The organism is Enterobacter sp. RHBSTW-00975 (assembly GCF_013615235.1).
GTDB lineage: Bacteria > Pseudomonadota > Gammaproteobacteria > Enterobacterales > Enterobacteriaceae > Enterobacter > Enterobacter ludwigii.
This window is the reverse complement of sequence record NZ_CP055883.1, coordinates 2,787,405-2,813,486: the sequence shown is the minus strand read 5'-3', so window position 1 is coordinate 2,813,486 and position 26,082 is coordinate 2,787,405. Positions and strand designations below refer to the sequence as shown.

The window sequence follows — 26,082 nt, the reverse complement described above, 5'->3', positions numbered from 1 at the left end:
CGTGGAACCGTTTCGTTCAGTCGGGCATTTCGGTTATCTGATTCGCCCGCTGCGGTGAACGTATTAAGGGGGCTATTGCAGCCCCCTTATCTTTTTCACTTACTGCAGACGTAGTATTTTCTGCTGGTCTTAAGGCGAACGAAACCATTCCGCCAACCCGTTACGCTTCCTGCTCTACCAGCTCAGTCTCCGCTTCACGCGCCCCTTCATTTTGCGACAGCATCGCAGTCGCAATACCGTTACCCAGCACGTTAATCGCTGAACGTCCCATATCCAGGAAATGATCGATCCCCATCAGCAGCAAAATACCCGCCACCGGAATATTGAAACTCGGGATGGTTGCCGCCAGCACCACCAGCGACGAACGAGGCACCCCCGCAATCCCTTTTGAAGCCAGCATCAGCGTCAGCATCAGCACGGTCACTTCGGTGAAGCTCAGGTGAATATTGTACGCCTGGGCGATAAACATCGAGGCGAAAGAGCAATACACCATAGAGCCCACCAGGTTAAAGGAGTAACCGATCGGCAGAACGAAAGAGGCGATATTGCGCGAGCAACCAAAACGCTCAAGCTGTTCCAGCGTTTTTGGATACGCCGCTTCTGAACTGCTGGTGGTAAACGCCACCAGCACCGGGTCCTTCAGCATGCTGACCAGGCGGAACACCTCTTTCTTCAGCACCATATAGCCGACGGCCAGCAGCACCATGCAGGTGAGAAGGATTGCCACGTAGTAGCCGCCAATAAAGGAGGCGTAGTTCAGCAGAATGCCCAGACCCTGAGTGGCAATAACTGAGGAGATGGCGGCGAAAATGGCCAGCGGGGCGACGTACATTACGTAACCCGTCACCTTCAGCATGATATGGGAGACCACATCCAGCGCGGCCACCAGCGGGGCATTGAATTTTTGCCCCAGCGACGCGCCGGCGATGCCGAAGAACATAGAGAAGACCACAATCTGCAGGATTTCATTGTTCGCCATCGCACCGGCGATACTGGTCGGAATGGTATGGGACAAGAACGCTTTCAGCGTCATCCCCCCCACCGCAAGGCCGGTGTCTACCGCCTCTTTCGGGATAGCCAGGTTCAGGCCGCTGCCCGGGCGCTCCAGCGTGACGATAAACAGTCCCACCAGAATGGAAAGCACGGATGAGCTAATAAACCATACCATCGCTTTGCCGCCCACGCGACCAATGGTGGAGGTTTCACCCAGTTTCATAATGCCCACGGTCAGCGTGCTGAAGACCAGTGGCGCAATAACCATTTTAATCAGACGCAGGAAAATATCGGTCAGCAGCGTGATGTTATCCGACCATGCTTTGATGGCATCCGCAGAGGCATACTCATGAATCGCCGCCCCTGAAAGAATACCCGCCAGCATGAATATCACGATGAAGAGTGTGAGTTTGTTTGCACTTGCCACGAAAAAAGACCCTCTATGCGCTTTGGTTGCCGTCTGCGCCGATGTATATAGATTTTTTATTACGACGCAGGAAATTATTCGGCACATAAATTGAAGTAAAGCGGAGGGAGATACAACTAGTTTTTAATTTTTATTAATTTTGTTGTTAATGCCTCGACGATATATTGTGATGCAGATCACATTTCGATGGATATATCCTCTGCGTATACGAGAAATAAGGCATTCACAAAGTATTAACATCCTGTTTTATAAATAAATATTCAGTCAATAAGCCATCAGTCTTGCCCTCCGCGGCGCGGGTGGTCGAAGCGGTATCCATAAACTAAATTCTCAATAACCCCCGGAAGAGGAACGTTAAGTGGGGCTAACATCTTGAACAGCAAAAATAAAATGTGGCAAGCGAACGGAAATGTCTTCTGGAGGGTGGTAAATGAAAAGAAAACTCCTTTTGATCTGTGCAGGCACGTTGCTGACGGTGACAACAGCCCAACAGGCGCTGGCGGTGACCAGCAGCGGTACTATTGGCGCGACGTTAACCCTGACGAACGGTTGTCTGATAAACGGCTCGCCCACGCAAAATGGCATTAACTTCGGGACCCTGGATTTCGGCACCCACCCCGCAACGTTTTCCACCCTGACGACGCAGTTGACCGGTGCCAGCGGCGGTAACACTTTCACCATTCAATGCACGACCGCCAGCTATACGGTGGCGATCACCGGGAATACCAACTCCACCGCGCCGGGTACCGTTGTGGGGACGCCAGGCACGCCTGCGCGCTATCTGGTCAACACCACCAATGCTGCACAGGGTGTGGCTTACAGCCTGTATAGCGACAGCGGATTTAACAACGTCGTTGCCAACAACGCGGCACTGCCAATAGCGTCAACCGCCGGGGGCATCGACAGTTACACACTTTACGGGCGAATTACCGGGGGCGGTAACAGCGTTACGGTCGTTCCGGGCACCTACACCGACACGATTAACGTCAGCGTCACCTACTAGTTTCACGCAGCCATGAAGGCATCCATTTTGCGTCTGCGCAACAGCGCGGAGGGGATCGTGCACCCGTTGTACGCGCTGATCGTCTGCCTGATGCTGGTGCCTGCGGCGGGGGCTGTGACGTCACAGTCATTTAAGGTCAGCGCGACCATTGTGCCCGGGTGCGCGGTATCCACGGGCAGCGGAGGAGTTTTCGGTACGCTCGATTTCGGTACCCACAACGGGGTGGAAAGTGCCCCGGTGAGCACCAGTTTTGTGCCTAACGGGGCCTTGTCCATCGCCTGCACGCCCGGCGTGGCGCTGAGTATGAGCATTAACGGCGGACAGAATTACTCCTCCGTTCGGCGTATGAAGCGCTCAGGGGGAACGGAAGTGGTGGGATATCGCCTTTACAGCAGCAGTTCGCTGGCGGCGAACAGCGAAATTGGCGTCAATCAGGCAATACCGGTGACCTATACCAACAGTAATAACATTGCGCTGCCGCTTTTTGGCGTGGCGCTGCTGACCGGGTTTAGCCCGGCAGGAACGTATTCTGATCAGCTCACCGTGACCTTGTCATGGTGATAAAGGGAGACAGTCGATGAAGCCATTTTTCAGACACCTTTGTCTGGTGAGTTTGTTGGGGGGAATGGCTGCGGGTACAGGCCAGACGCAGGCGGCGGCAACCATTCTGTTGTGGCCCATCGATCCGTGGCTGTCAGCGGATGCCAAAGCCACTGAATTATGGATCCAGAATCAGGGGAACAGCGCAACGACAATGCAGGTCCGCATTGTGCGCTGGAAGCAGGAGGGCGGTTATGAACGCTACTCCGCACAGCAGGATGTGGTGGCCAGCCCGCCCATCGTCACCATTGGCAAAGGCAGTAAGCAGCTTATTCGTCTGATTAAGCAGGGTTCGGTGCCGCTCGGCGTTGAACAGGCCTACCGCATTATTGTGGATGAAATCCCCCAGCCGGATGCCAAAGCCGAGCCGGCCATTGGCCTGAAATTGCAAATGCGCTACTCCATTCCTTTGTTCGTTTATGGGCAGGGGATCCCGACCCTCAAAGAGGGGGCGCATCATGCGCTGGTGGAGACCAAAAATCTGAGCTGGCGGGTGACGCAGGAGAAGGGACATCCTGCCCTGGAGATCCGTAATCAGGGGGATGTGCACGTCAAACTCAGCCAGGTGGAGCTGGAGCAGGGCGGGCAGAAGCGGACGGTTGCAGACGGATTACTCGGGTATGTTCTTGCGGGCAGCACCCGCACCTGGTCAATTCCGGTCGGAACAGGTCAGCCAGACCGGCTGAGCGCGCAGATTAATGCCAGGGATACGCAATGGCAGTCGACGCCCGTCAACTGAAACCGGCGATGATGATCCTGCTCTGCGTCAGTACCAGCACCTGGGCTGAGCCCGGCGATGACAGTTTACCGCCGCCGCCTCAGGCTCAGGCGTTGAACGGCGAAGCGGTCTTTCAGCTCTCGATTGTGTTGAATCACTACGACACCGGTATGGTGGTGCCCGTGACGCAGCGCGAGGGGGCATTCTTTATTTCCAGCGCCGACCTGCTGCGGGCAGGGCTTCCGCCGGAGCATGTGCCTGCCGGAGACGTGAACCTTTCTACCCTGCCGCAGGTGCGCGTAGAGTACGACAGCGCCGCGCAGCGTCTGCTGCTGGGCGTTCCGGCCGACTGGGTCGCCTCACGCGTGACCCCTTTCAGCGGACAAATGTCACAAAGCAAACCACACTTCGGGCGTGGAGCACTGCTCAATTACGATCTCTACACTAACCATACGGAACATGTCGGCGGACAGGCCTCGCTCTGGCATGAATTCCGCTACTTCAATGAGAACGGCTCCTTTTCTTCAACCGGCTATGCCCGGGAAAATTTCACCGGAAACGACGGTCAGCAGGAAGGGTATGTGCGCTATGACACGACGCTTCTGATGACGAACGAGGACGAGGCCACGACCTGGACCGCCGGGGATGTGATCAGCGATGCCCTGAGCTGGAGCACCAGCGTGCGCATGGGCGGGATCAGCTACGGGCGGGATTTCTCCCTGCGTCCTGACCTCGTGACCTGGCCACTGCCAGAGTTCTCGGGCGAAGCGGCGGTTCCCACCTCGGTGGATCTCTTTATCAATGGCTATCGTTCCGGCTCGACCCAGCTTCAGCCGGGACCGTTCACCCTGACCAATCTGCCCTATATCAACGGAGCAGGGGACGCGGTACTGGTCACCACCGATGCGCTGGGGCGCCAGGTGAGTACCACGCTGCCGTTTTACGTCACCAGCGAATTGCTGAAACAAGGCCTGAGCGACGGGGCGGTGACGCTCGGCAGCCTGCGGCGTAATTACGGCATCAAGAATTTTGACTACGGCCCGGCGGCGGGTAGTGGGTCGTATCGCTATGGCGTTACGGACTGGTTGACGCTGGAGGGCCATGCCGAAGGGGCAGAAGCGCTGGCGCTGGGCGGGATGGGGACGGTGATTAAATTGGGTCGGTTTGGCGTCGTGAATACCGCGTACTCTCAAAGCCGCATGCGTGGAGATAATGGCGGGCAAATCAACTGGGGCTATCAGTACAGTACCAGTGAATTTAGTGTAGCGACACAGCATACGCGGCGCGATCGCGACTTTGGCAACCTCGCCCTCTACGACCAACCGACGGTCTATGACGAAAATGACCGGCCCATCGCCAGTTTTAGTCGCAACACCGACCAGTATTCTCTCACCTTTAACCTGGGCGAGTATGGCAGTCTCGGTGCTGCCTGGATCGGCGTGGAGAGCTTTGACAACCAAAAAACCGAACTGCTGAATCTCTCCTGGAGCCGCAATTTGTGGGGGGCGAGCAGTATTTATCTGGCTGCAAGCCGCGATCAGCAGCGGGGAGACTGGACGGTGGCCATGTCGCTTCAGGTGCCGCTGGGAGAGCGTGACAGTGCCGCCGTAACCTATGAAAACACGCCAGATGCCGGCAGCACGCAGCGTATCAACTACAACCACTCCATGCCTTCCGACGGTGGCTTTAGCTGGAACATGGCATGGGCCAACCAGTCGAAAGCCAATGATTATCAGCAGGGAACGCTGGGCTGGCGCAATAACAACATCGAACTTCAGGGCGGTGGTTATGGCGAAAGGGACATGATGACCTGGTGGGGAGAGGCGATGGGCGCGGTTGTGCTGATGGACGGCGAGCTGTTTGCGGCAAACAAAATCAACGATGCGTTTGTGGTGATCAGCACCGACGGTCACCCGGACGTTCCCGTCAGTTATGAAAACCAGCCGGTCGGCAAAACGAACAATAACGGCTACCTGCTGGTCAGCGGGGTATCGGCTTATTACCCGGCCAGTTATCGCATTGATACCCTGAATCTGCCCGCGGATACCCGGCTGAAAGAGACAGAGCGGCGGATCGCTATTCGCCGCCACAGCGGTTATCTGGTCGATTTCCCGATGGAGCAGGAGCGGGTGGCAAGCGTCATTCTGCATGACAAGCAGGGGCAGGCTATTCCGGTAGGCAGCCAGGTTCGACGTGCCTCGCGCAACAATGCGGTGGTGGGGTATGACGGCATCGCCTGGCTGGAAAATCTCAACGATGTGAACCCGCTTGAGGTGATTACGCCAGTCGGAAAACACTGCTCGGCCACGCTGACCGTGGGGGCCAATCCGGAACATAAGCTGCAGACATACGGACCGCTGATTTGCCGGGAGGAACGGTGAAGCGCTTACTGCTGTTGATGCTGCTGCTGTTTTCCGGCGGCGGCTGGGCGGCGTGTACCGTCAGTACGGTAAATGCGTCATTTGGTAGCGTCACCTCGTTCGCGCTCAGCGGAACCGGGGAGGTTGAAACCACCGGCAGGCTGATCGTGGCATGCGACGCCGTGCTCAATCTTCTGACCAACGACTCGGTGACGCTGAACTACACCGCAGCGTCGGTTTCAGGCAACAGCCGTGCCACCATGAAACGCACCGACAATGCGGCCATCACGGATGTGATCCCCACCCGGTTGTGCGGGTTAACGGGGTGTTCGGGGAACAGCGAAGTGCAAATCAGCAAAGCTTATACCTGGAGCGGCAACACCCTGCTGGGATTACTGGGGTCAAAACAGTACAGCATTCCGCTTTATTTCCGCACCGTTGCCGGACAAAACGTCACGGCCGGGCCTTATCAGGTGCTGCTCACCTTCAGCATAAACTACAGCGTCTGTTCCGTGGGCGTGCTGGGCCTTTGCACCGTTCCCCAGACAGGCACGGCGACCACCAGTATTCTTCTCAACATGACCGTCACCAACGACTGCAGCGCCATGACCACGCCGGACGTCAACTTCAACAGTGCGCCGCTGGTGCAAAGTTTCCCCACTGTCTCGCAGGCGATTGCCGTCACCTGTACCAAAGGAAGCACTTACACTATCGGAATTAATAATGGTGCCAACGCGCTGAATAATGTTCGCCGCATGGTGAGCGGCAGTAACTACATGAGTTACGACATTTATAAAGAAGCCACGACCAACCGCTGGGGTGGCAGCGGTACCGAGCGCTGGACCAGCGCAACCTCCTCGCAGGTCAGTACCGACGGTTTATTGCGAACCTACAACTACACTGCCAAAGTCCTTACCAGCCAGTCTACGCCCCCCGCCGGCACCTATACCGATACGCTGATCGTTGACGTTGCGTTTTAACCCCGCGCTTTTCCCTTTCTCAAATGTAAAGTTCCTGTAGTCAGTGCCGATAACACCGTTAATAAATCTATGAGAAGGTGTTGTATGTTGAACCGTATCCGCGTTGTCACAATGCTTATGATGGTGCTGGTCATTTTCGCACTTCTTCAGCTTACCTCCGGCGGGCTTTTTTTCTCGTCACTTAAACAAAACCAGGACAGTTTCGCCGCCTCGAACGATCTCCGCGTACAGCAGAGTGAACTGACGTCGACGTGGGATCTGATGCTGCAAACGCGTATCAACCTGAGCCGCTCTTCCGCCCGCATGATGATGGATCCAAATAATCAGCAGAGCAGTGCGAAAACGGAACTGCTGAAAAATGCGCGGGCGACCCTTGCTGACGCCGCGAAACACTACGACGCCTTTAAGAAAATCACGCCACAGCCTGCCATGGCGCAGGTGAGCCAGAATATCGATGAAAAGTACAACGCCTACTATGCCGGTCTGACGGAGCTTATTCAGTTCCTGGAAAGCGGCAACATGGACGCGTATTTCGCGCAACCTACCCAGGGGATGCAAAACGCCCTTGGTGCGGCACTCGGGGAATACGCCAAAGCCAGTGGCGACCTGTATCACTCGGCCTTTACGCAAAGCCAGAATGATTACCGCTTTGCCAAATGGCAGATGGCCGTCATGGCGCTGGCGCTGGTCATCGTGCTGGTGGGCGTGTGGTACGGCATTCGCCACATCCTGCTTAATCCTCTCGGTCGCGTCATTGCCCACATTCGCGAGATTGCCGGTGGTGACCTGACCAAAACGCTGACCGTCTCCGGGCGCAATGAAATTACCGAGCTGGCAAACAGCGTTGATCATATGCAGCGCTCGCTAATTGAGACCGTCGCCAACGTGCGTAACGGATCGGAAGCCATTTATACCGGTACCAGCGAAATTGCGATGGGCAACAACGATCTGTCGTCGCGCACCGAACAGCAGGCGTCGGCGCTCGAAGAGACCGCCGCCAGCATGGAGCAGCTTACCGCGACCGTGAAGCAGAACGCGGACAACGCCCGTCAGGCCTCACAGCTGGCGGAAAGCGCGTCCGAAACGGCGCAGCGAGGCGGTCGCGTGGTGGACGGCGTGGTGAAAACCATGCACGAAATCGCCGACAGTTCGAAGAAAATCGCCGACATCATTAGCGTTATCGACGGCATCGCTTTCCAGACCAATATCCTCGCCCTCAACGCCGCCGTTGAAGCCGCACGTGCGGGCGAGCAGGGGCGCGGGTTTGCCGTGGTGGCCGGGGAAGTGCGCAACCTTGCCAGCCGCAGTGCCAACGCGGCGAAAGAGATCAAGGCCCTGATTGAAGACTCCGTTTCCCGCGTCGATACCGGCTCCGTGCTGGTAGAAAGCGCAGGGGAAACCATGAATGACATCGTGAATGCCGTTACCCGCGTAACGGACATCATGGGTGAAATCGCCTCTGCGTCTGATGAGCAGAGTCGTGGTATCGACCAGGTCGCTCTGGCGGTATCGGAAATGGATCGCGTGACACAACAAAACGCCGCGCTGGTGCAGGAGTCCGCTGCGGCGGCCGCTGCGCTGGAAGACCAGGCAAGCCGTCTGAAGATGGCCGTCTCGGCGTTTCGTCTCGCTTCACTCGCTGGAAACACGGTCACCCCGCAAGCAACGTATCTCGCGCCTGCCGCAGCAGCGGCAGCGACCCGTAAACCTGCAGCGACGACCGGAAATGAAAACTGGGAAACATTTTGACTGACATTTAAACCGCGGCTGCTTGCCGCATGATGGGAGCGTGGATGTTAAATCGTATTCGTATCTCGACCACACTGTTTTTGATTCTGATCCTTTGCGGTGTGTTGCAGGTTGGCAGTAACGGGTTGTCTTTTTGGGCGTTTCGCGATGGCTATCAGAATTTGCAGGAAGTTGAGGCGAGTAACCAGCAGCGCGCCGCCGTGGCACAGACGCGCGCCGTACTGTTGCAGGCAAGCACGGCGCTGAACAAAGCGGGAACCTTAACCGCCCTGAGTTATCCGCCGGATGACATCAAGGCGTTGATGGTGACCGCGCGCTACAGCCTGAAGCTGGCTGACGCGCAGTTTAACGCCTTCGCGGCACAGGACGCCGGCAGCGCGGAAGTGAAAGCGCTGAAAGTCGCGATGAAGAAGCGTTTTGATCAGTGGCACAGCGACCTGGATCACCAGGCGACCTGGCTTGAGAACAACCAGCTCTCGGACTTTATGACCGCGCCGGTCCAGGCGTCCCAGGCGGCGTTTGATGCGAGCTTTAATGCCTGGCAGCAGAACATTAACCAGTTTGTCCAACGCGCCGGGAATGACAGCCGTAAAAACTACCATATGTCAGGCGTGATTTTTGCCGTGGTGGTGATTCTGGCGGTGCTGCTGACCGGCGGTGCCCTGTACTGGTCGCGCAGAATGATTGTGCAACCGCTGGCGATCGTCAGCAGCCACTTCGACAGTATTGCGAAGGGTAACCTGGCGCGTCCGGTGGCGGTGTACGGCAAGAACGAAATTTCGGCGATTTTTGCCAGCCTGAAGGCGATGCAGGGCGCCCTGCGGGAAACGGTCTCCGATGTGCGACAGGGCAGTTATGCCATGCACACCGGGATCTCGGAGATTGCGGCAGGCAATAACGATCTCTCATCGCGCACCGAGCAGCAGGCAGCTTCGCTGGCGCAAACGGCTGCCAGCATGGAGCAGCTCACCGCGACGGTAAGCCAGAACGCGGATAACGCGCGTCAGGCGTCTGACCTGTCCAGACAGGCGGCGATGACGGCGAAGAAAGGGGGCGATCAGGCCTCTCACGTGGCCAGTACCATGCAGGATATTGCCGCCAGTTCACAGAAAATTGGCGACATCATCAGCGTGATTGACGGTATTGCGTTCCAGACCAACATTCTGGCGCTGAACGCGGCCGTTGAAGCGGCACGAGCCGGTGAGCAGGGGCGTGGTTTTGCGGTTGTGGCCGGTGAAGTCCGTAATCTGGCGAGCCGCAGCGCCAACGCCGCGAAAGAAATTAAAGGGCTGATTGAAGAGTCCGTCTCACGCGTCCAGCAAGGCTCTGCCCTGGTGGACACGGCGGCGAAAACCATGCACGAAATCGTCACCTCCGTTACGCGGGTTAACGACATCATGGGCGAGATTGCTTCTGCGTCCGATGAACAGCGTCGCGGAATTGAGCAGGTGGCCCAGGCGGTAAGCCAGATGGATCAGGTCACGCAACAAAACGCCTCGTTAGTGGAGGAAGCGGCAGCGGCAACCGATCAGCTGGCCAGCCAGGCGGATCATCTGACCGGGCTGGTCGCGGTATTTAATGTGAAAGAGCACGTTGAAGCAGTAACAGAAGTCGGGCGGTCGCAGGCCGTGCCAGTTGTATCCTGAATGTAATTAAGAAGGCGCTATGACATCACCAATGCCCCCAGGGCAAACGTCATTACTGTTGCAGATGACACAGCGCCTCGCGCTGTCCGACGCGCATTTTCGTCGGATATGTCAGTTAATCTACCAGCGTGCGGGGATTGTGCTTGCCGATCATAAGCGAGACATGGTCTACAACCGTCTGGTGCGGCGCTTGCGTACGTTGGGGCTGGACGATTTTGGTCGCTATCTGAGCATGCTCGAAGCGAACCAGAACAGCGCAGAGTGGCAGGCTTTTATTAACTCGTTAACCACCAACCTGACCGCATTTTTCCGTGAAGCTCACCACTTCCCGGTCCTGGCGGAGCACGCGCGTCGCCGCAGCGGGGAGTATCGCGTCTGGAGTGCGGCCGCCTCAACCGGGGAAGAGCCATACTCGCTGGCGATCACCCTTGCCGACACGCTGGGCATGGCGCCTGGACGCTGGAAAGTCTACGCCAGTGATATTGATACCGAAGTGCTGGAAAAGGCACGCAACGGCGTGTATCGCCAGGATGAACTGAAAACGCTGTCACCTCAGCAGTTGCAGCGTTACTTCATGCGCGGAACCGGCCCGCATGAAGGCCTGGTGCGCGTGCGCCAGGAGCTGGCGAACTGTGTCGAATTCGCGCCCGTTAACCTGCTGGATAAGCAGTACAACGTGCCGGGGCCGTTCGACGCTATTTTTTGCCGTAACGTCATGATCTATTTTGATAAAACGACGCAACAGGACATTCTGCGTCGGTTTGTTCCGTTGCTCAAGCCTGACGGTTTACTGTTTGCCGGGCACTCGGAAAACTTCAGCAACCTCGTGCGTGAGTTTAGCCTGCGTGGGCAAACGGTATATGCGCTGAGTAAGGAAAAAGCATGAGTAAAATCAGGGTGTTGTCTGTCGACGATTCTGCGCTGATGCGCCAGATCATGACTGAAATTATCAATAGCCACAGCGACATGGAGATGGTGGCGACAGCGCCTGATCCGCTGGTAGCGCGGGATTTAATTAAAAAATATAACCCCGACGTGTTAACGCTGGATGTCGAAATGCCGCGCATGGATGGCATTGATTTCCTGGAAAAATTGATGCGCCTGCGGCCCATGCCGGTGGTGATGGTCTCATCCCTGACCGGAAAAGGATCTGAAATTACCCTGCGTGCGCTGGAGTTAGGGGCGGTGGATTTTGTCACCAAACCTCAGCTTGGCATTCGTGAAGGGATGCTGGCGTACAGCGAAATGATCGCCGAGAAGATCCGCACCGCGTCACGTGCGAAGCTTGCCGCGCACAAACCGATGGATGCACCGGTAACGCTGAAGGCCGGTCCTTTACTCAGTTCGGAAAAACTGCTGGTGATTGGGGCGTCAACCGGGGGAACAGAGGCAATTCGTCATGTACTCCAGCCATTGCCGCTTTCAAGTCCGGGTATTCTGATCACGCAGCATATGCCGCCAGGCTTTACCCGCTCGTTCGCCGAGCGTCTGAACAAGCTGTGTCAGATCAGCGTGAAAGAGGCGGAAGACGGTGAGCGCGTACTCCCCGGCCATGCGTATATCGCACCGGGTGACAAGCATATGGAGCTGGCGCGCAGTGGCGCTAACTATCAAATCAAAATTCATGACGGGCCGCCGGTAAACCGGCACCGTCCGTCGGTGGATGTGCTGTTTCATTCGGTGGCGAAACATGCGGGGCGCAACGCCGTTGGGGTGATCCTGACGGGGATGGGTAACGACGGTGCCGCCGGAATGCTTGCAATGCACCAGGCTGGCGCCTGGACGATTGCGCAGAATGAAGCAAGTTGTGTGGTGTTCGGCATGCCGCGCGAGGCCATCAATATGGGTGGCGTGAGCGAAGTGGTCGATCTTAGCCAGGTAAGCCAGCAGATGCTGGCGAAAATCAGTGCCGGACAGGCAATACGTATTTGACTCAGGAGTATTATTTTATGGCGGATAAAGAGCTTAAGTTTTTGGTTGTGGATGACTTTTCCACCATGCGTCGTATCGTACGCAACCTGCTGAAAGAGCTGGGCTTCAACAACGTTGAAGAAGCAGAAGACGGCGTTGATGCGCTGAACAAACTGCAGGCGGGCGGGTTTGGTTTTGTTATCTCCGACTGGAACATGCCAAACATGGACGGTCTGGAACTGCTGAAAACTATCCGTGCGGACGCGGGAATGGCATCATTGCCGGTTCTGATGGTGACCGCAGAAGCGAAAAAAGAGAACATTATTGCCGCAGCACAGGCGGGCGCTAGTGGCTATGTTGTGAAGCCGTTCACTGCGGCCACCCTGGAAGAGAAGCTCGGTAAGATCTTCGAGAAACTCGGCATGTGAGGTGTTGGTTATGATGATGCAACCTGCTATGAAACCCGTTGAAGAACACTCGCCCAGCGATATCATTGCCCGCATCGGCAGCCTGACACGCATGCTGCGTGACAGCCTGCGTGAACTGGGGCTGGACCAGGCAATCGCTGAAGCGGCGGAAGCCATTCCGGATGCCCGCGATCGTCTGGACTACGTTGTGCAGATGACCGCTCAGGCGGCTGAACGTGCGCTGAACAGCGTTGAAGCGTCACAACCGCATCAGGATGCGATGGAGAAAGGCGCGAAAGCGTTGACCAAACGCTGGGATGAGTGGTTTGAGAATCCAATCGAGCTGGCGGATGCCCGCGAGCTGGTCACGGATACCCGTCAGTTCCTGGGCGATGTGCCGGGCCACACCAGCTTTACCAACGCGCAGCTGCTGGACATCATGATGGCGCAGGATTTCCAGGACCTCACGGGCCAGGTTATCAAGCGCATGATGGATGTGATTCAGGAAATTGAACGTCAGCTGCTGATGGTGCTGCTGGAGAACATTCCGGAACCGGCCGCTCGTCCAAAACGCGAGAACGAAAGCCTGCTCAACGGTCCACAGCTCGACGCCACCAAAGCGGGCGTTGTGGCAAGCCAGGATCAGGTAGACGACCTGCTGGACAGCCTTGGTTTCTGATTGAGGTGATGACCCTCAGGTTGCGTGCGCAACCTGAGGGTATGCCGCTTAATTTTGAGTGCATAACGCTGGGTGGCTGGCCCTTGCTCACGCCCTGCTTGCTGACAGTGTTGCCAAACGCTATCTCAAATTTTTTTTTGCCGTTTTTTACTCATCACCCGATTGCTCCGACGCTGAACTGGCTAAAAGAACCCGGTTATTGGGTTTTTTCAACCCATTGATGAAGGGTCAGGCTGGCATGATACCCGTGACTAAATGGGCTGCGAGCAGGCACTGTGGCAGAAGAGAACGACGACAAAACGGAAGCCCCCACACCCCACCGACTAGAAAAAGCGCGTGAGGAAGGGCAGGTCCCCCGATCCCGAGAACTGACATCCCTGCTGATCCTCATCGTAGGCGTGTGCATTATCTGGTGGGGTGGGGAGGCGCTCGCCCGCAAACTGGCGGGAATGCTCTCGGCTGGCCTACGTTTTGACCACAGTATGGTCAACGACCCTAACCTGATCCTCAGCCAGATAATCCTGCTCGTTAAAGATGCCATGCTTGCGCTGTTGCCCCTGATTACCGGCGTCGTGCTGGTGGCGCTGGTCTCGCCCGTGATGCTGGGCGGTCTGGTGTTTAGCGGGAAATCGCTGCAACCCAAGTTTTCGAAACTGAACCCGCTGCCGGGGATTGCGAAAATGTTCTCGGCGCAAACCGGTGCGGAGTTGCTTAAAGCGATTCTTAAATCGGTCCTGATGGGCAGTACCGGCGGTTTTTTTCTGTGGCACCACTGGCCGGAAATGATGCGCCTTATCAGCGAATCGCCGTTAACCGCGATGAGCAATGCGCTGAACCTGGCCGGGCTCTGTGCCCTGCTGGTGGTGCTCAGCATTATTCCCATGGTGGGTTTTGACGTTATCTTCCAGCTTTACAGCCACTTCAAGAAACTGCGCATGTCTCGTCAGGATATTCGGGATGAATATAAGCAGATGGAAGGTGACCCGCACGTGAAAGGGCGTATCCGCCAGATGCAGCGTGCTGCCGCCCGTCGACGGATGATGGAAGATGTGCCAAAAGCCGACGTCATTGTGACTAACCCGACACACTATTCCGTTGCGCTGCAGTACGACGAAAACAAAATGAGCGCGCCGAAAGTGGTGGCGAAAGGGGCGGGGCTTATCGCCCTGCGTATTCGTGAAATTGGTACCGAAAACCGGGTGCCCATACTCGAAGCGCCTCCGCTGGCGCGAGCGCTGTATCGCCATGCGGAAATTGGACAACAGATCCCAGGACAACTCTACGCCGCGGTGGCGGAAGTGCTGGCCTGGGTATGGCAGTTGAAACGCTGGCGTCTGGCTGGCGGTCAACGGCCTGTGAAACCTGAGAACCTTCCGGTGCCTGACGCGCTGGATTTTATGAACGAGAAGGACACTGATGGCTAATCTGGTGGCAATGTTGCGCCTGCCCGGCAACCTGAAATCGACGCAATGGCAGATCCTTGCCGGACCGATTCTCATCCTGCTAATTCTGTCGATGATGGTCTTGCCGCTTCCGGCGTTCATCCTCGACCTGCTTTTCACATTCAACATTGCGTTGTCCATTATGGTTTTGCTGGTGGCGATGTTCACCCAGCGCACCCTTGAGTTCGCCGCATTCCCGACCATTCTGCTGTTTACCACCTTGTTAAGGCTGGCGCTGAACGTGGCGTCAACCCGTATCATTCTGATGGAAGGTCATACCGGTGCTGCCGCGGCGGGTAAAGTGGTTGAGGCATTCGGCCACTTCCTGGTCGGCGGTAACTTTGCCATCGGTATCGTGGTGTTCGTCATTCTTGTCATCATCAACTTTATGGTTATCACCAAAGGTGCCGGACGTATCGCGGAAGTGGGCGCGCGTTTTGTGCTTGACGGGATGCCGGGCAAGCAGATGGCCATCGACGCGGATCTGAACGCCGGGCTTATTGCCGAAGATGAAGCCAAAAAGCGCCGCTCGGAAGTGACGCAGGAAGCTGACTTCTACGGCTCAATGGACGGTGCGAGTAAGTTTGTTCGCGGTGATGCCATTGCGGGCATCCTGATCATGGTGATTAACGTGGTCGGCGGCCTGCTGGTGGGCGTGCTGCAGCACGGTATGGACATGGGCCACGCGGCGGAAAGCTATACGCTGCTGACCATTGGTGACGGTCTGGTGGCGCAGATCCCGGCGCTGGTCATCTCAACGGCGGCGGGGGTTATCGTGACCCGCGTCAGTACCGATCAGGATGTTGGCGAGCAGATGGTCGGGCAGCTCTTCAGCAACCCGCGCGTGATGCTGCTGGCCGCCGCGGTGCTGGGCCTGCTCGGTCTGGTGCCGGGAATGCCAAACCTGGTGTTCCTGCTGTTCACTGCGGCATTGTTGGGCCTTGCCTGGTGGATGCGTGGCCGTGAGATGACCCCGGCAGCGGAACCTGCTCCGGTAAAAATGCCGGAGAACACGCAGGCCGTGGAAGCGACCTGGAACGACGTTCAACTGGAAGACTCGCTGGGAATGGAAGTAGGGTATCGCCTCATCCCGATGGTCGATTTCCAGCAGGATGGCGAACTGTTGGGCCGAATCCGCAGCATCCGTAAAAAATTCGCCCAGGACATGGGCTTCCTGCCGCCGGTGGTTCACATCCGCGACAATATGGATCTGCCGCCTGCGCGCTATCGTATTCTGATGAAAGGCGTAGAGATTGGCAGCGGTGATGCTTATCCTGGCCGCTGGCTGGCCATTAACCCAGGCACCGCGGCGGGTACGCTGCCAGGCGAGCAAACCATCGACCCGGCCTTTGGCCTGGCTGCTATCTGGATTGAAAGCGCGCTGAAAGAGCAGGCGCAAATTCAGGGCTACACCGTGGTGGAGGCGAGTACCGTGGTGGCGACCCACCTGAACCATCTGATTGGACAATTCTCTGCAGAGCTGTTTGGTCGTCAGGAAGCCCAGCAACTGCTCGATCGCGTCACGCAGGAGATGCCGAAGCTGACGGAAGATCTCGTGCCAGGCGTCGTGACGCTGACCACGCTGCACAAGGTGCTGCAAAACCTGCTCGAGGAAAAAGTGCCGATCCGCGATATGCGTACCATTCTGGAAACCCTCGCCGAGCATGCACCGTTGCAAAGCGATCCACACGAGCTAACGGCGGTGGTGCGCGTGGCACTGGGACGGGCGATCACGCAGCAGTGGTTCCCGGGTACCGGGGAAGTGCAGGTTATCGGCCTCGATACGCCGCTTGAACGTCTGCTGCTGCAGGCTCTGCAGGGCGGTGGAGGGCTGGAACCTGGCCTGGCCGACCGTCTGCTGGAGCAAACACAAGAGGCGCTGGCGCGTCAGGAGATGCTGGGTGCGCCACCGGTTCTGCTGGTGAACCATGCGCTGCGTCCGCTGCTGTCGCGCTTCCTGCGCCGTAGCCTGAACCAGCTGGTCGTGCTGTCGAATATGGAGTTGTCGGATAACCGTCATATCCGTATGACGGCGACGATCGGAGGAAAATAATGCGTAAGTGGTTATGGATCTTACTTTTTCCGCTGGTGGCCCAGGCCGCCGGGGAAGGGACCTGGCAGGCCAGCAGCATTGGCGTGACCCTCAGCAACCGCGGTGTCGCCATGTCTTCGCGACCGCTATCACCGACTGAGCCGGTGTCCGGTCTGATGACCCTGGTGGTCTGGAACTACACGCTTATTGGCCCAACGCCTGCCGGGCTTCGGGTACGGCTGTGCTCCCAGACACGCTGTACGGAAATTGACGGAGAGAATGGCACCACTCAGGCCTTCAACGGCGTGCCTGCTGTCGAACCTTTGCGCTTTATCTGGGAAGTGCCGGGCGGCGGACGCCTGATCCCTGCGCTGAAAGTTCAACGTAATTCCGTCATCGTCAACTACCGCTAATACCCCGCTTTCTACGACAGCCATCAGCCATTTCTGATGGCTGGCTCGCAAAAAATGACCTCCTCTTTTGATGTAAAAGAAACGCTGTTTTATAAATCAGTGACACGCGTAACAACACTCTTTGCATTTTTGCCAGCCGCTTGCCGGTGATGGCAAAAACAGAAAGGTATCACCAGGTCGATACTCTTACTGTAGCCGTGTAATAACTCCCGGATCAGATTTTGCTTACAGGGAGTCTCCCAAAACTGAGTAGGGTTGACGGCAATGAAAACACGAAAAATTGGACTCGCAAATTATCTTGCTTACGGGTCAGGCGATTTCCTCGGGGCGGGAACCACCGCCCTGACGGCGGCCTGGCTGTTGTATTTTTATACAACGTTCTGTGGACTCTCCCCGATTGAAGCAACCTTCATCTTTGCCGCCGCAAGGGTACTGGATGCCGTCGTCAGCCCTTTGATGGGCTTTTTGACCGATAACTTTGGCACGACCTGGCTCGGCAAGCGCTTCGGTCGGCGTAAGTTCTTTATTCTGCTGGGGATCCCGTGCGTGTTCAGCTACTCCCTGATGTGGGTGGGGGAGATGAGTTTCTGGTATTACCTGCTGACCTATCTGGTGTTCGATATCGTCTACACCATGATTCTGGTGCCGTACGAAACGCTGGTGCCGGAAATGACCGATGACTTTAAACAGAAAACCCGCTTCTCAGGTGCCCGTATCTCGATGGCGCAAATGTCTGCCATCCTGGCCTCATTCCTGCCGGGGATCCTGCTCACGCATTTCGGCAAAGACAACGCGGTCTCCTTTTTCTATGCAAGCCTGGTCTTCTCCGTGCTGTGCGCGCTGATGCTGATGCTCGTCTGGTTCTTCACCTGGGAGCGACCGCGGGAAGAGTGGAGCGAAGCCGCCCTGCGTGCCGAAGAAGAGAAGAAGAAACTGTCGCTCGGGCAGAGCCTCAACCGCCTGTTTGTGGAGTTGAGCTCTACGCTGCGCGTGAGAATTTTTCGTCAGCATCTGGGGATGTACCTTGGCGGGTATATCGCCCAGGACGTCTTTAATGCCGTGTTTACCTACTACGTGGTTTTCGTGCTGATGCAGGAAGCATCCATGGCCTCCAGCCTGCTGGGCACGATGGCCATCTTCCAGTTTATTGCGGTTATCGCCATGATCCCGCTGTGCATTCGCTTCGGACCCGCGCCGTCCTATCGGATGGTCGTGGTGCTGTTTGGCCTGGCATCGCTTTCCTACGCCGTGCTGTATTACGCGGGCCTGAGTGATATCTACTCTCTGTTATTGCTGGTCTCTGCAGTTGCCGGTCTGGGACGCGGTGGGATCAACTATGTGCCGTGGAATACCTACACCTACATTGCTGATGTCGATGAAGTGATCACCGGCCAGCGCCGCGAAGGGATTTTCGCCGGCATCATGACGCTGACCCGTAAAGCCTCGCAGGCGGGGGCGGTAATGCTGGTGGGCATTGTGATGCAGATGTCCGGCTTTGTCAGCGGACAAAAGACCCAGCCCGCGGAAGTGAGCCACACCATTCTGCTGATCCTGAGCGTGGGAACGCTTCTGGTTCTGTTCTGCGGCTTCCTGGTCTCGCTGCGTTTCAAACTCAATTTGCACACCCATACCACGCTGCGTGAAGAGACCGCCAAAATGCGCGCGTCTGGCCGCGCCATTCCTGAGAGTGCGACACCAGAAGCCCGCGCCACCGTAGAGATGCTGGCCGGTATGCCTTATGCGTCGCTGTGGGGCAATAACAACATCGGTTATCTGAATCGTAATAAGCCTGCGGCACCTTCGCTGAAGGGGCGCGCGGTACTGAATTCGACATACAACAGAGGTTAAGATAATGAAAGTTTGGCCGGTCAAACACAGTCCACTCCTGCGTCAACCTGCACATTTCATCGCCCGGGACGAGCTGAAATCGCTGATTGAAAAGGTGACGCATAACCTCGTTAATATCCACGACACAACAGGTGAGTTTTTACTGCGCCTGGACGACGGGCGGGTCATTGACACCAAAGGATGGGCTGGCTGGGAGTGGACCCACGGAGTGGGGTTATACGGTATCTGGCAGTATTACTGCCAGACGGGCGACGAAGCGATGCGTGACATCATTGACCACTGGTTTGCCGATCGTTTCAGGGAAGGAGCGACCACCAAAAACGTGAATACCATGTCACCGTTCCTGACGCTGGCATATCGTTACGAAGAGACCAGAAACCCGGCCTGGCTGCCGTGGCTGGAAAGTTGGGCGGAGTGGGCCATGAATGAGATGCCGCGCACCGACCATGGCGGCATGCAGCACATCACCCTGGCGGAAGAGAATTCTCAGCAGATGTGGGATGACACGCTGATGATGACGGTTCTGCCGCTGGCGAAAATCGGCAAGCTCCTTAATAAACCGGAGTACGTTGAAGAGGCGGTGTATCAGTTTCTGCTGCACGTGCAGAACCTGATGGATCGCGAAACCGGCCTGTGGTTCCACGGCTGGAATTACGAAGGCCACCATAACTTTGCGAAGGCACGCTGGGCACGAGGCAACAGCTGGCTGACCATCGTGATCCCGGATTTCCTTGAGCTGGTGGATTTGCCTGAACATAACGCCCTTCGTCGCTACCTTGTGCAGGTGCTGAACGCGCAGATTGCGGCCCTCGCCAAATGTCAGGACGATAGCGGCCTGTGGCATACGCTGCTCGACGATCCGCATTCCTACCTTGAGGCGTCAGCCACGGCAGGCTTTGCCTACGGTATTCTGAAAGCGGTGCGTAAACGCTATGTCGGCGCGGAATATGCTGAGGTGGCGGAGAAAGCGATTCGCGGCATTGTGGAAAATATCTCGCCGGAAGGGGAGTTACTGCAGACGTCGTTCGGTACGGGGATGGGCAGCGATCTGGCGTTCTATCGCCAGATCCCACTCACGTCGATGCCCTATGGACAGGCCATGGCAATCCTGTGTTTAACGGAATACCTGCGCAAATATTTTTGAACATAAAAAACCCGGCGATGGCCGGGTTTTTTTATTACATGCGCTCTACGGTTTCGATACCCAGGGTATCCAGACCCAGCTTCAGGGTCTTCGCCGTCAGCTGAGCCAGCTTCAGGCGGCTGTTGCGGACCGCTTCGCTTTCCGCAGACAGGATAGGGCAGTGTTCGTAGAAACCGGAGAACAGACCCGCCAGATCGTACAGGTAAGAGCACATCACGTGCGGGGTACCGTCACGTGCGACAACGGCCAGCGTCTCTTCAAACTGCAGCAGACGTGCCGCCAGCTGGGCTTCGCGATCTTCGGAAATGATCACCTCAGCATTGGCCAGCGCGCTTTCATCGATACTGGCTTTACGGAACACGGAGAGCACGCGGGTGTAGGCGTACTGCATATACGGCGCAGTATTACCTTCAAAGGCCAGCATGTTATCCCAGTCGAAGATATAGTCGGTGGTACGGTTCTTGGAGAGATCCGCGTACTTCACTGCACCGATCCCCACGGCGTTGGCGAGTTTTTCCAGCTCATCGGCAGGCATATCCGGATTCTTCTCGGCCACCAGACGGCGGGCGCGTTCCAGCGCTTCGTCCAGCAGGTCGGACAGCTTCACGGTACCGCCTGCACGGGTTTTGAACGGCTTACCGTCTTTACCCAGCATCATGCCGAACATATGGTGTTCAAGCGGCACGGAATCCGGCACGTAGCCTGCTTTGCGCACGATAGTCCACGCCTGCATCAGGTGCTGGTGCTGACGGGAGTCAATGTAGTACAGCACGCGGTCCGCATGCAGCGTTTCGTAACGGTATTTCGCACAGGCGATATCGGTGGTGGTGTAGAGATAGCCGCCATCCTTTTTCTGGATGATCACGCCCATCGGTTCACCTTCCTTGTTTTTATACTCATCAAGGAACACGACCGTAGCGCCTTCGCTCTCAACCGCCAGGTTTTTGGCCTTCAGGTCAGCCACAATGCCAGGCAGCATCGGGTTATAGAGGCTTTCACCCATCACATCGTCACGGGTCAGGGTGACGTTCAGACGGTTATAGGTGAGCTGGTTCTGGGACATGGTGATGTCAACCAGTTTGCGCCACATCTCGAGGAAGTACGGGTCGCCGCCCTGCAGTTTTACCACGTAACTGCGCGCGCGCTCGGCAAAAGCGTCGTCTTCGTCGTAGTGTTTTTTAGCTTCGCGGTAGAACCCTTCCAGGTCTGCCAGGGCCATCTCACCCGCGTTTTCCTGTTGCTGTTTTTCCAGGTAAGCAATCAGCATCCCGAACTGGGTACCCCAGTCGCCCACGTGGTTCGCGCGGATCACTTTGTGACCGAGGAACTCCAGGGTACGCACGGCCGCGTCACCGATAATAGTGGAACGCAGGTGCCCGACGTGCATCTCTTTCGCCACGTTTGGCGCTGAGTAGTCAATCACCACGGTCTGCGCTTCTGGCTGGGAAACACCCAGACGGTCAGATTTCAGCGCCGCGTCAACGTGGCGTGCCAGGAAAGCAGGCTCAAGGAAGATGTTGATAAATCCAGGGCCGGCGATTTCAGTTTTGCTGGCAATACCGGTGAGATCCAGATGAGTCAGCACCTGCTCGGCGAGTTGTCGCGGCGGCATACCCAGTTTTTTAGCCACTGCCATCACGCCATTAGCCTGATAGTCGCCAAACTGTACTTTTGCTGACTGACGAACCTGCGGTTCGCAATCCGCAGGCGCACCTGCTGCAATCAGTGCCTGACTGACTTTTTCGGAGAGAAGAGCCTGAATATTCACCTGGATACCTTACATTTTTGATGCGGGCAAATAACCGCCCGCGCCAGTTAAAGAATTTAGGGCGGGAGTATACTGCAAATGCCTTCTGGCGTCAGCATTGCGGGGGCCGAAGATTGCTCAGAATCCAGGCTAAGAAAGCATGCATAAACATGCAGTCGTAAAAACCGCTATTCAGAGGTTGGTCGAAAGAGGGCAACAGAGTAAATTAGCGGCTTTGCGACACGATAAGAGACTGACGTATGGCGAACTGGCACTCCATTGACGAACTGCATGATATTTCCGCAGATTTACCGCGCTTCACCCAGGCGTTCACAGAACTTGCCACCCGCCTTGGTCTGGATATTGCGCCGCTTGAGGCCGATCACATCTCCTTGCGCTGTCATCAGAACGCAACCGCCGAGCGCTGGCGTCGCGGGTTTGAACAGTGTGGCGAGTTACTCTCAGAGAACATCATCAACGGTCGCCCCATCTGCCTGTTCAAACTGCATGAACCGGTGTGCGTGGCTCACTGGCAGTTCAGTGTGGTCGAATTGCCCTGGCCGGGCGAGAAACGCTATCCGCATGAAGGCTGGGAGCATATCGAAATTGTCCTGCCGGGTGAGCCCGAAACGCTGAATGCTCGTGCACTGGCGCTGTTGTCTGACGAGGGGCTGAGCAAGCCTGGCATTTTTGTGAAAACAAGTTCCCCGAAAGGCGAACGTGAGCGTCTGCCTAATCCTACTCTGGCCGTCACTGACGGACAGGTTACCGTGAAGTTCCATCCCTGGACGATTGAACAGATTGTTGCCAGCGAAGCATAAGATGTGACCGTACGCTGAGACCGGGCGTAGCCTGCGTGTCATGATGGTGCGTTAAGTGGATATTAAGGAGGATGTAATGGCGCTGCTGGAGATTTGTTGTTACAGCGTGGAGTGTGCCGTCACCGCGCAACAGCACGGGGCTGACCGCATTGAACTGTGCGCCGCACCCAAAGAGGGTGGGTTAACGCCTTCATACGGGATGCTGAAGTCTGCCCGTCAGGCTGTCACCCTTCCGGTACACCCGATTATTCGTCCTCGCGGCGGCGATTTCTGTTACACGCCGGGCGAGTTCAGTGCCATGCTTGAAGATATCACTCTCGTTGGCGATCTGGGATTCCCCGGCCTGGTTATTGGGTTGCTTGATGAAGACGGCAATGTCGATCTGCCGCGCATGCGTCAGGTCATGAACGCGGCAAAAGGGATGGCGGTCACTTTTCATCGCGCGTTTGATATGTGTAAAGATCCCCTGCAATCCTTTGATATTCTTGCTGAACTTGGCGTGGCGCGGGTCCTGACATCGGGTCAGCAGTCCTCTGCTGAAAAAGGACTGCAATTAATTACGGAACTAAAAGCACATTCCGGTGTTCCAATAATAATGGCGGGTGCGGGAGTGCGTGCCAGCAATATGGAACTGTTTTTAAACGCCGGGGTAGAGGAGCTTCACAGCTCTGCGGGCAAATGGATGCCATCGCCCATGCGTTATCGCAACACAGGGTTGTCAATGTCGACGGATGCTGAAGCGGATGAGTACTCACGCTACGGTGTAGAGGGAGAGTCGGTTGCGGTAATGAAATCGATGATTGAACGTCATCACGTGTAGCAACGTACCGATTTTTACCGCGCATCATGTCGCCCAATATGATGCTTGCTTGTACCAGGCCCCTGCAATTTCAACAGGGGCCTTTTTTTATGCCCCTCACCCTAACCCTCTCCCCAAAGAGGAGAGGGGACAGTACGGTGCGGTCTTTTCTCCCTCGCCCTTTGGGAAGAGGGCAGGGGGTGGGGGAAAATCTACGGTTTCGTCGCGATCAACACCGCGCGCATTGGCGCAGGATACCCTTCGACAGTCCTGCTGTGGTCTGCCGGGTCGAGGAATTCCGCCAGCGATTCGGTGATCATCCAGTCGGTGCGACGCTGTTCTTCAGTTGACGTTACGCAAACATCGGCAATACGGACATCCACAAAACCGCACTTCTCCAGCCAGTTTTTCAGCGCCGGCGCGGAAGGAATAAAGTAAACGTTCCGCATCTGCGCATAGCGATCGCCCGGCACCAGAACGGTATTCTCATCACCCTCTACCACCAGCGTTTCCAGCACCAGCTCGCCGCCGCTGACCAGCTGATCTTTCAGCTGCCACAGATGTTCGAGTGGGGAGCGGCGGTGGTACAGGACACCCATCGAAAACACGGTGTCAAACGCCTTCAGGGCAGGGAGCTGCTCAATACCCAACGGCAGCAGGTGCGCGCGCTGGTCGTTACCCAGCAATTTACGCACCGCTTCAAACTGGCACAGGAACAGCTGCATAGGGTCAATCCCCACCGCCAGATGTGCCCCTGCGCCAATCATGCGCCACATGTGGTAACCGCTGCCGCAGCCAACATCCAGAATGGTTCGCCCGGTCAGGTCGGAAAGGTGAGGCAGCACGCGATCCCATTTCCAGTCAGAACGCCATTCAGTATTAATGTTAACGCCGTAGAGTGAGAACGGACCTTTACGCCACGGCATCAGGTTACGCATCAGCGTTTCAATGCGGTTTATCTGCCCGGGGGGAAGGGGTGTTTCGCTTTGCGCGGTAACGCTGTGGAGCAGATCCAGACGGTGCGGGGTCAGTTCCGGCAGAAACTCCACCGCGTTGGACCACTGCTTTAACAGACCATGCTGCTGATCCCGCTGCCAGGCAGCAATTTGTGCCGGCAGCGTCTCCAGCCAGTGGGAGAGATGGTTTTTGGCAATCAGCTGATAGAAATTACTGAACTCGATCATGCGATGTCCCCACCTTTCAGCGCCACCAGCGAGCCGAAGTTGAAGCACTGGAACCACAGTTCGCTGTGCTCGAAGCCTGCCTGACGCAGGCGTGCTTTATGGGTTTCGACGGAGTCCGTCAGCATCACGTTTTCGAGCATGCTACGTTTCTGGCTAATTTCCAGTTCGCTATAGCCGTTGGCCCGTTTGAAGTCGTGATGCATATTGAACAGCAGCTCACCCACTTCGGCATCTTCAAAGCTGAATTTCTCGGACAGCACCAGCGCGCCACCGGGTTTCAGGCCTTTATAAATTTTGTCCAGCAACAGCTGACGGTCTTCAGGCACCAGGAACTGCAGAGTAAAATTCAGAACCACCAGCGACGCGTTATTGATGTCGATATCACGGATATCACCTTCCACAACCTCGACTGGCGTCGGGGCTTTATACGCGTCGATGTGGCGACGGCAGCGTTCCACCATGGCCGGGGAGTTATCGACGGCAATGATTTTACAGCCTTCATGGTGAACGTTACGACGAACAGACAGCGTTGCCGCGCCGAGCGAGCAGCCCAGATCATACACCTGCGTGCCGGGTTGAACGAAGCGCTCAGCCAGCATGCCGATCATAGAGATGATATTGGAATAACCGGGAACAGAGCGCTGGATCATATCCGGGAAGACTTCGGCTACCCGTTCATCAAAGGTCCAGTCGCCCAGGCTGGCGATAGGCGCGGAAAAAAGCGTGTCGCGATCTGACATAACGTAAAAATCCGGGAAAAATAAAGTGGCGTATTGTGCGCTAATGGAAGGAGAAAACCAACTCCCACGGCATATACCAAAGGTTAGCCAGCACCATCAGCAAAAGCGAACACCAGGTCGCGCTCATGCCGGAACGACGCCAGCGGAATAAGCGGTGGTGAAAGCCGTAATAATGCATTAACCGGCCGGCAATCAGAAGCAGGCCGCAGACGTGCACCATCCAGGTTTCCGCGCCGTTCATTTCCATAAACAGCAGCAAAATTAACGCAACGGGGATGTACTCAACCGCGTTACCGTGAATGCGGATAGCGCTCTGTAACTCCGAAAAACCGCCGTCACCGTAAGAAACACGATACTGCATTCGCAGGCGCACAACATCAAATGAAAACTTAATCAGCAGTAATGCACCTAACACCGCATACAGCGCGCTGACCATACT

Annotated in this window: 23 protein-coding genes; 18 read left to right on the top strand and 5 right to left on the bottom strand. The window is 56.4% G+C overall.

Features of this window, described 5'->3' with window-relative positions:
* Window positions 1–160: 160 nt before the first annotated feature.
* Window positions 161–1,420, bottom strand: a complete 1,260-nt coding sequence (locus HV340_RS13460; RefSeq protein WP_025203835.1) for a dicarboxylate/amino acid:cation symporter — start codon at window positions 1,418–1,420, stop codon at window positions 161–163.
* Between the two features lie 430 nt (window positions 1,421–1,850).
* On the opposite strand from HV340_RS13460, the gene HV340_RS13455 reads away from it, so the two are divergent.
* From HV340_RS13455 to HV340_RS13380, 16 genes are all read left to right on the top strand, one after another.
* The gene (locus HV340_RS13455; protein ID WP_050736993.1) at window positions 1,851–2,423 is read left to right on the top strand and encodes a spore coat protein U domain-containing protein; all 573 of its coding nucleotides are present in this window, start codon (window positions 1,851–1,853) and stop codon (window positions 2,421–2,423) included.
* A 12-nt stretch (window positions 2,424–2,435) separates the two neighbouring features.
* A complete protein-coding gene (locus tag HV340_RS13450; protein WP_025203836.1) occupies window positions 2,436–2,984 on the top strand; it encodes a spore coat U domain-containing protein in 549 nt (182 codons plus the stop codon).
* A gap of 16 nt (window positions 2,985–3,000) precedes the next feature.
* Window positions 3,001–3,762: a molecular chaperone gene (locus HV340_RS13445; protein ID WP_181216032.1), complete on the top strand. Its 762-nt coding sequence runs from the start codon at window positions 3,001–3,003 to the stop codon at window positions 3,760–3,762.
* Window positions 3,738–6,122: a fimbria/pilus outer membrane usher protein gene (locus HV340_RS13440; protein WP_163387259.1), complete on the top strand. Its 2,385-nt coding sequence runs from the start codon at window positions 3,738–3,740 to the stop codon at window positions 6,120–6,122. Before HV340_RS13445 ends, HV340_RS13440 begins: the two co-directional genes overlap by 25 nt.
* Window positions 6,119–7,081 (top strand): spore coat U domain-containing protein, encoded by a 963-nt coding sequence (locus HV340_RS13435; protein ID WP_032680768.1) that lies wholly within the window; start codon window positions 6,119–6,121, stop codon window positions 7,079–7,081. Before HV340_RS13440 ends, HV340_RS13435 begins: the two co-directional genes overlap by 4 nt.
* A gap of 84 nt (window positions 7,082–7,165) precedes the next feature.
* Window positions 7,166–8,830, top strand: coding sequence for a methyl-accepting chemotaxis protein II (gene tar, locus HV340_RS13430; RefSeq protein ID WP_047744853.1), 1,665 nt, complete (start codon window positions 7,166–7,168; stop codon window positions 8,828–8,830).
* A 44-nt stretch (window positions 8,831–8,874) separates the two neighbouring features.
* Window positions 8,875–10,476: a methyl-accepting chemotaxis protein IV gene (gene tap, locus HV340_RS13425; RefSeq protein ID WP_181216031.1), complete on the top strand. Its 1,602-nt coding sequence runs from the start codon at window positions 8,875–8,877 to the stop codon at window positions 10,474–10,476.
* A 19-nt stretch (window positions 10,477–10,495) separates the two neighbouring features.
* Window positions 10,496–11,362 (top strand): protein-glutamate O-methyltransferase CheR, encoded by an 867-nt coding sequence (cheR, locus tag HV340_RS13420; protein WP_014170664.1) that lies wholly within the window; start codon window positions 10,496–10,498, stop codon window positions 11,360–11,362.
* Entirely contained in the window at window positions 11,359–12,408 is a 1,050-nt protein-coding gene (locus HV340_RS13415) for a chemotaxis response regulator protein-glutamate methylesterase (RefSeq protein WP_014170663.1), read from the top strand. The genes cheR and HV340_RS13415 overlap by 4 nt, the downstream gene beginning before the upstream one ends.
* A gap of 17 nt (window positions 12,409–12,425) precedes the next feature.
* Window positions 12,426–12,815: a chemotaxis response regulator CheY gene (gene cheY / locus HV340_RS13410; RefSeq protein ID WP_000763862.1), complete on the top strand. Its 390-nt coding sequence runs from the start codon at window positions 12,426–12,428 to the stop codon at window positions 12,813–12,815.
* Between the two features lie 13 nt (window positions 12,816–12,828).
* Window positions 12,829–13,473: a protein phosphatase CheZ gene (gene cheZ, locus HV340_RS13405; RefSeq protein WP_013096065.1), complete on the top strand. Its 645-nt coding sequence runs from the start codon at window positions 12,829–12,831 to the stop codon at window positions 13,471–13,473.
* 275 nt (window positions 13,474–13,748) lie between these two features.
* Window positions 13,749–14,897, top strand: coding sequence for a flagellar biosynthesis protein FlhB (flhB, locus tag HV340_RS13400; RefSeq protein WP_014170659.1), 1,149 nt, complete (start codon window positions 13,749–13,751; stop codon window positions 14,895–14,897).
* Window positions 14,890–16,968 carry a flagellar biosynthesis protein FlhA gene (gene flhA / locus HV340_RS13395; RefSeq protein ID WP_014170658.1) on the top strand — a complete coding sequence of 693 codons (2,079 nt, stop codon included), beginning with the start codon at window positions 14,890–14,892 and terminating at the stop codon, window positions 16,966–16,968. The genes flhB and flhA overlap by 8 nt, the downstream gene beginning before the upstream one ends.
* On the top strand, window positions 16,965–17,360 hold the full coding sequence (locus HV340_RS13390) for a flagellar protein FlhE (RefSeq protein WP_123266835.1): 396 nt from the start codon (window positions 16,965–16,967) through the stop codon (window positions 17,358–17,360). Before flhA ends, HV340_RS13390 begins: the two co-directional genes overlap by 4 nt.
* A 264-nt stretch (window positions 17,361–17,624) precedes the next feature.
* Window positions 17,625–19,208 carry an MFS transporter gene (locus HV340_RS13385; protein WP_025203842.1) on the top strand — a complete coding sequence of 528 codons (1,584 nt, stop codon included), beginning with the start codon at window positions 17,625–17,627 and terminating at the stop codon, window positions 19,206–19,208.
* Between the two features lie 4 nt (window positions 19,209–19,212).
* A complete protein-coding gene (locus HV340_RS13380) occupies window positions 19,213–20,352 on the top strand; it encodes a glycoside hydrolase family 105 protein (protein ID WP_063924817.1) in 1,140 nt (379 codons plus the stop codon).
* 34 nt (window positions 20,353–20,386) lie between these two features.
* On the opposite strand, the gene argS is transcribed toward HV340_RS13380, so the two are convergent.
* Window positions 20,387–22,120 carry an arginine--tRNA ligase gene (argS, locus tag HV340_RS13375; RefSeq protein WP_014170653.1) on the bottom strand — a complete coding sequence of 578 codons (1,734 nt, stop codon included), beginning with the start codon at window positions 22,118–22,120 and terminating at the stop codon, window positions 20,387–20,389.
* Between the two features lie 239 nt (window positions 22,121–22,359).
* Here argS and HV340_RS13370 point away from each other — a divergent pair, with 239 nt between their 5' ends.
* On the top strand, window positions 22,360–22,920 hold the full coding sequence (locus tag HV340_RS13370; protein WP_014170652.1) for a VOC family protein: 561 nt from the start codon (window positions 22,360–22,362) through the stop codon (window positions 22,918–22,920).
* Window positions 22,921–22,996: 76 nt separating this feature from the next.
* Window positions 22,997–23,740 (top strand): copper homeostasis protein CutC, encoded by a 744-nt coding sequence (gene cutC, locus HV340_RS13365; RefSeq protein ID WP_041162738.1) that lies wholly within the window; start codon window positions 22,997–22,999, stop codon window positions 23,738–23,740.
* A gap of 191 nt (window positions 23,741–23,931) precedes the next feature.
* On the opposite strand, the gene cmoB is transcribed toward cutC, so the two are convergent.
* From cmoB to HV340_RS13350, 3 genes are read right to left on the bottom strand one after another with little or no spacing between them, the layout of a single operon-like run.
* Window positions 23,932–24,903: a tRNA 5-methoxyuridine(34)/uridine 5-oxyacetic acid(34) synthase CmoB gene (gene cmoB / locus HV340_RS13360; RefSeq protein WP_063924818.1), complete on the bottom strand. Its 972-nt coding sequence runs from the start codon at window positions 24,901–24,903 to the stop codon at window positions 23,932–23,934.
* Window positions 24,900–25,643 (bottom strand): carboxy-S-adenosyl-L-methionine synthase CmoA, encoded by a 744-nt coding sequence (gene cmoA / locus HV340_RS13355; RefSeq protein WP_020883390.1) that lies wholly within the window; start codon window positions 25,641–25,643, stop codon window positions 24,900–24,902. Before cmoA ends, cmoB begins: the two co-directional genes overlap by 4 nt.
* A gap of 40 nt (window positions 25,644–25,683) precedes the next feature.
* Window positions 25,684–26,079: an MAPEG family protein gene (locus HV340_RS13350; RefSeq protein WP_020883391.1), complete on the bottom strand. Its 396-nt coding sequence runs from the start codon at window positions 26,077–26,079 to the stop codon at window positions 25,684–25,686.
* Between the last annotated feature and the right edge of the window lie 3 nt (window positions 26,080–26,082).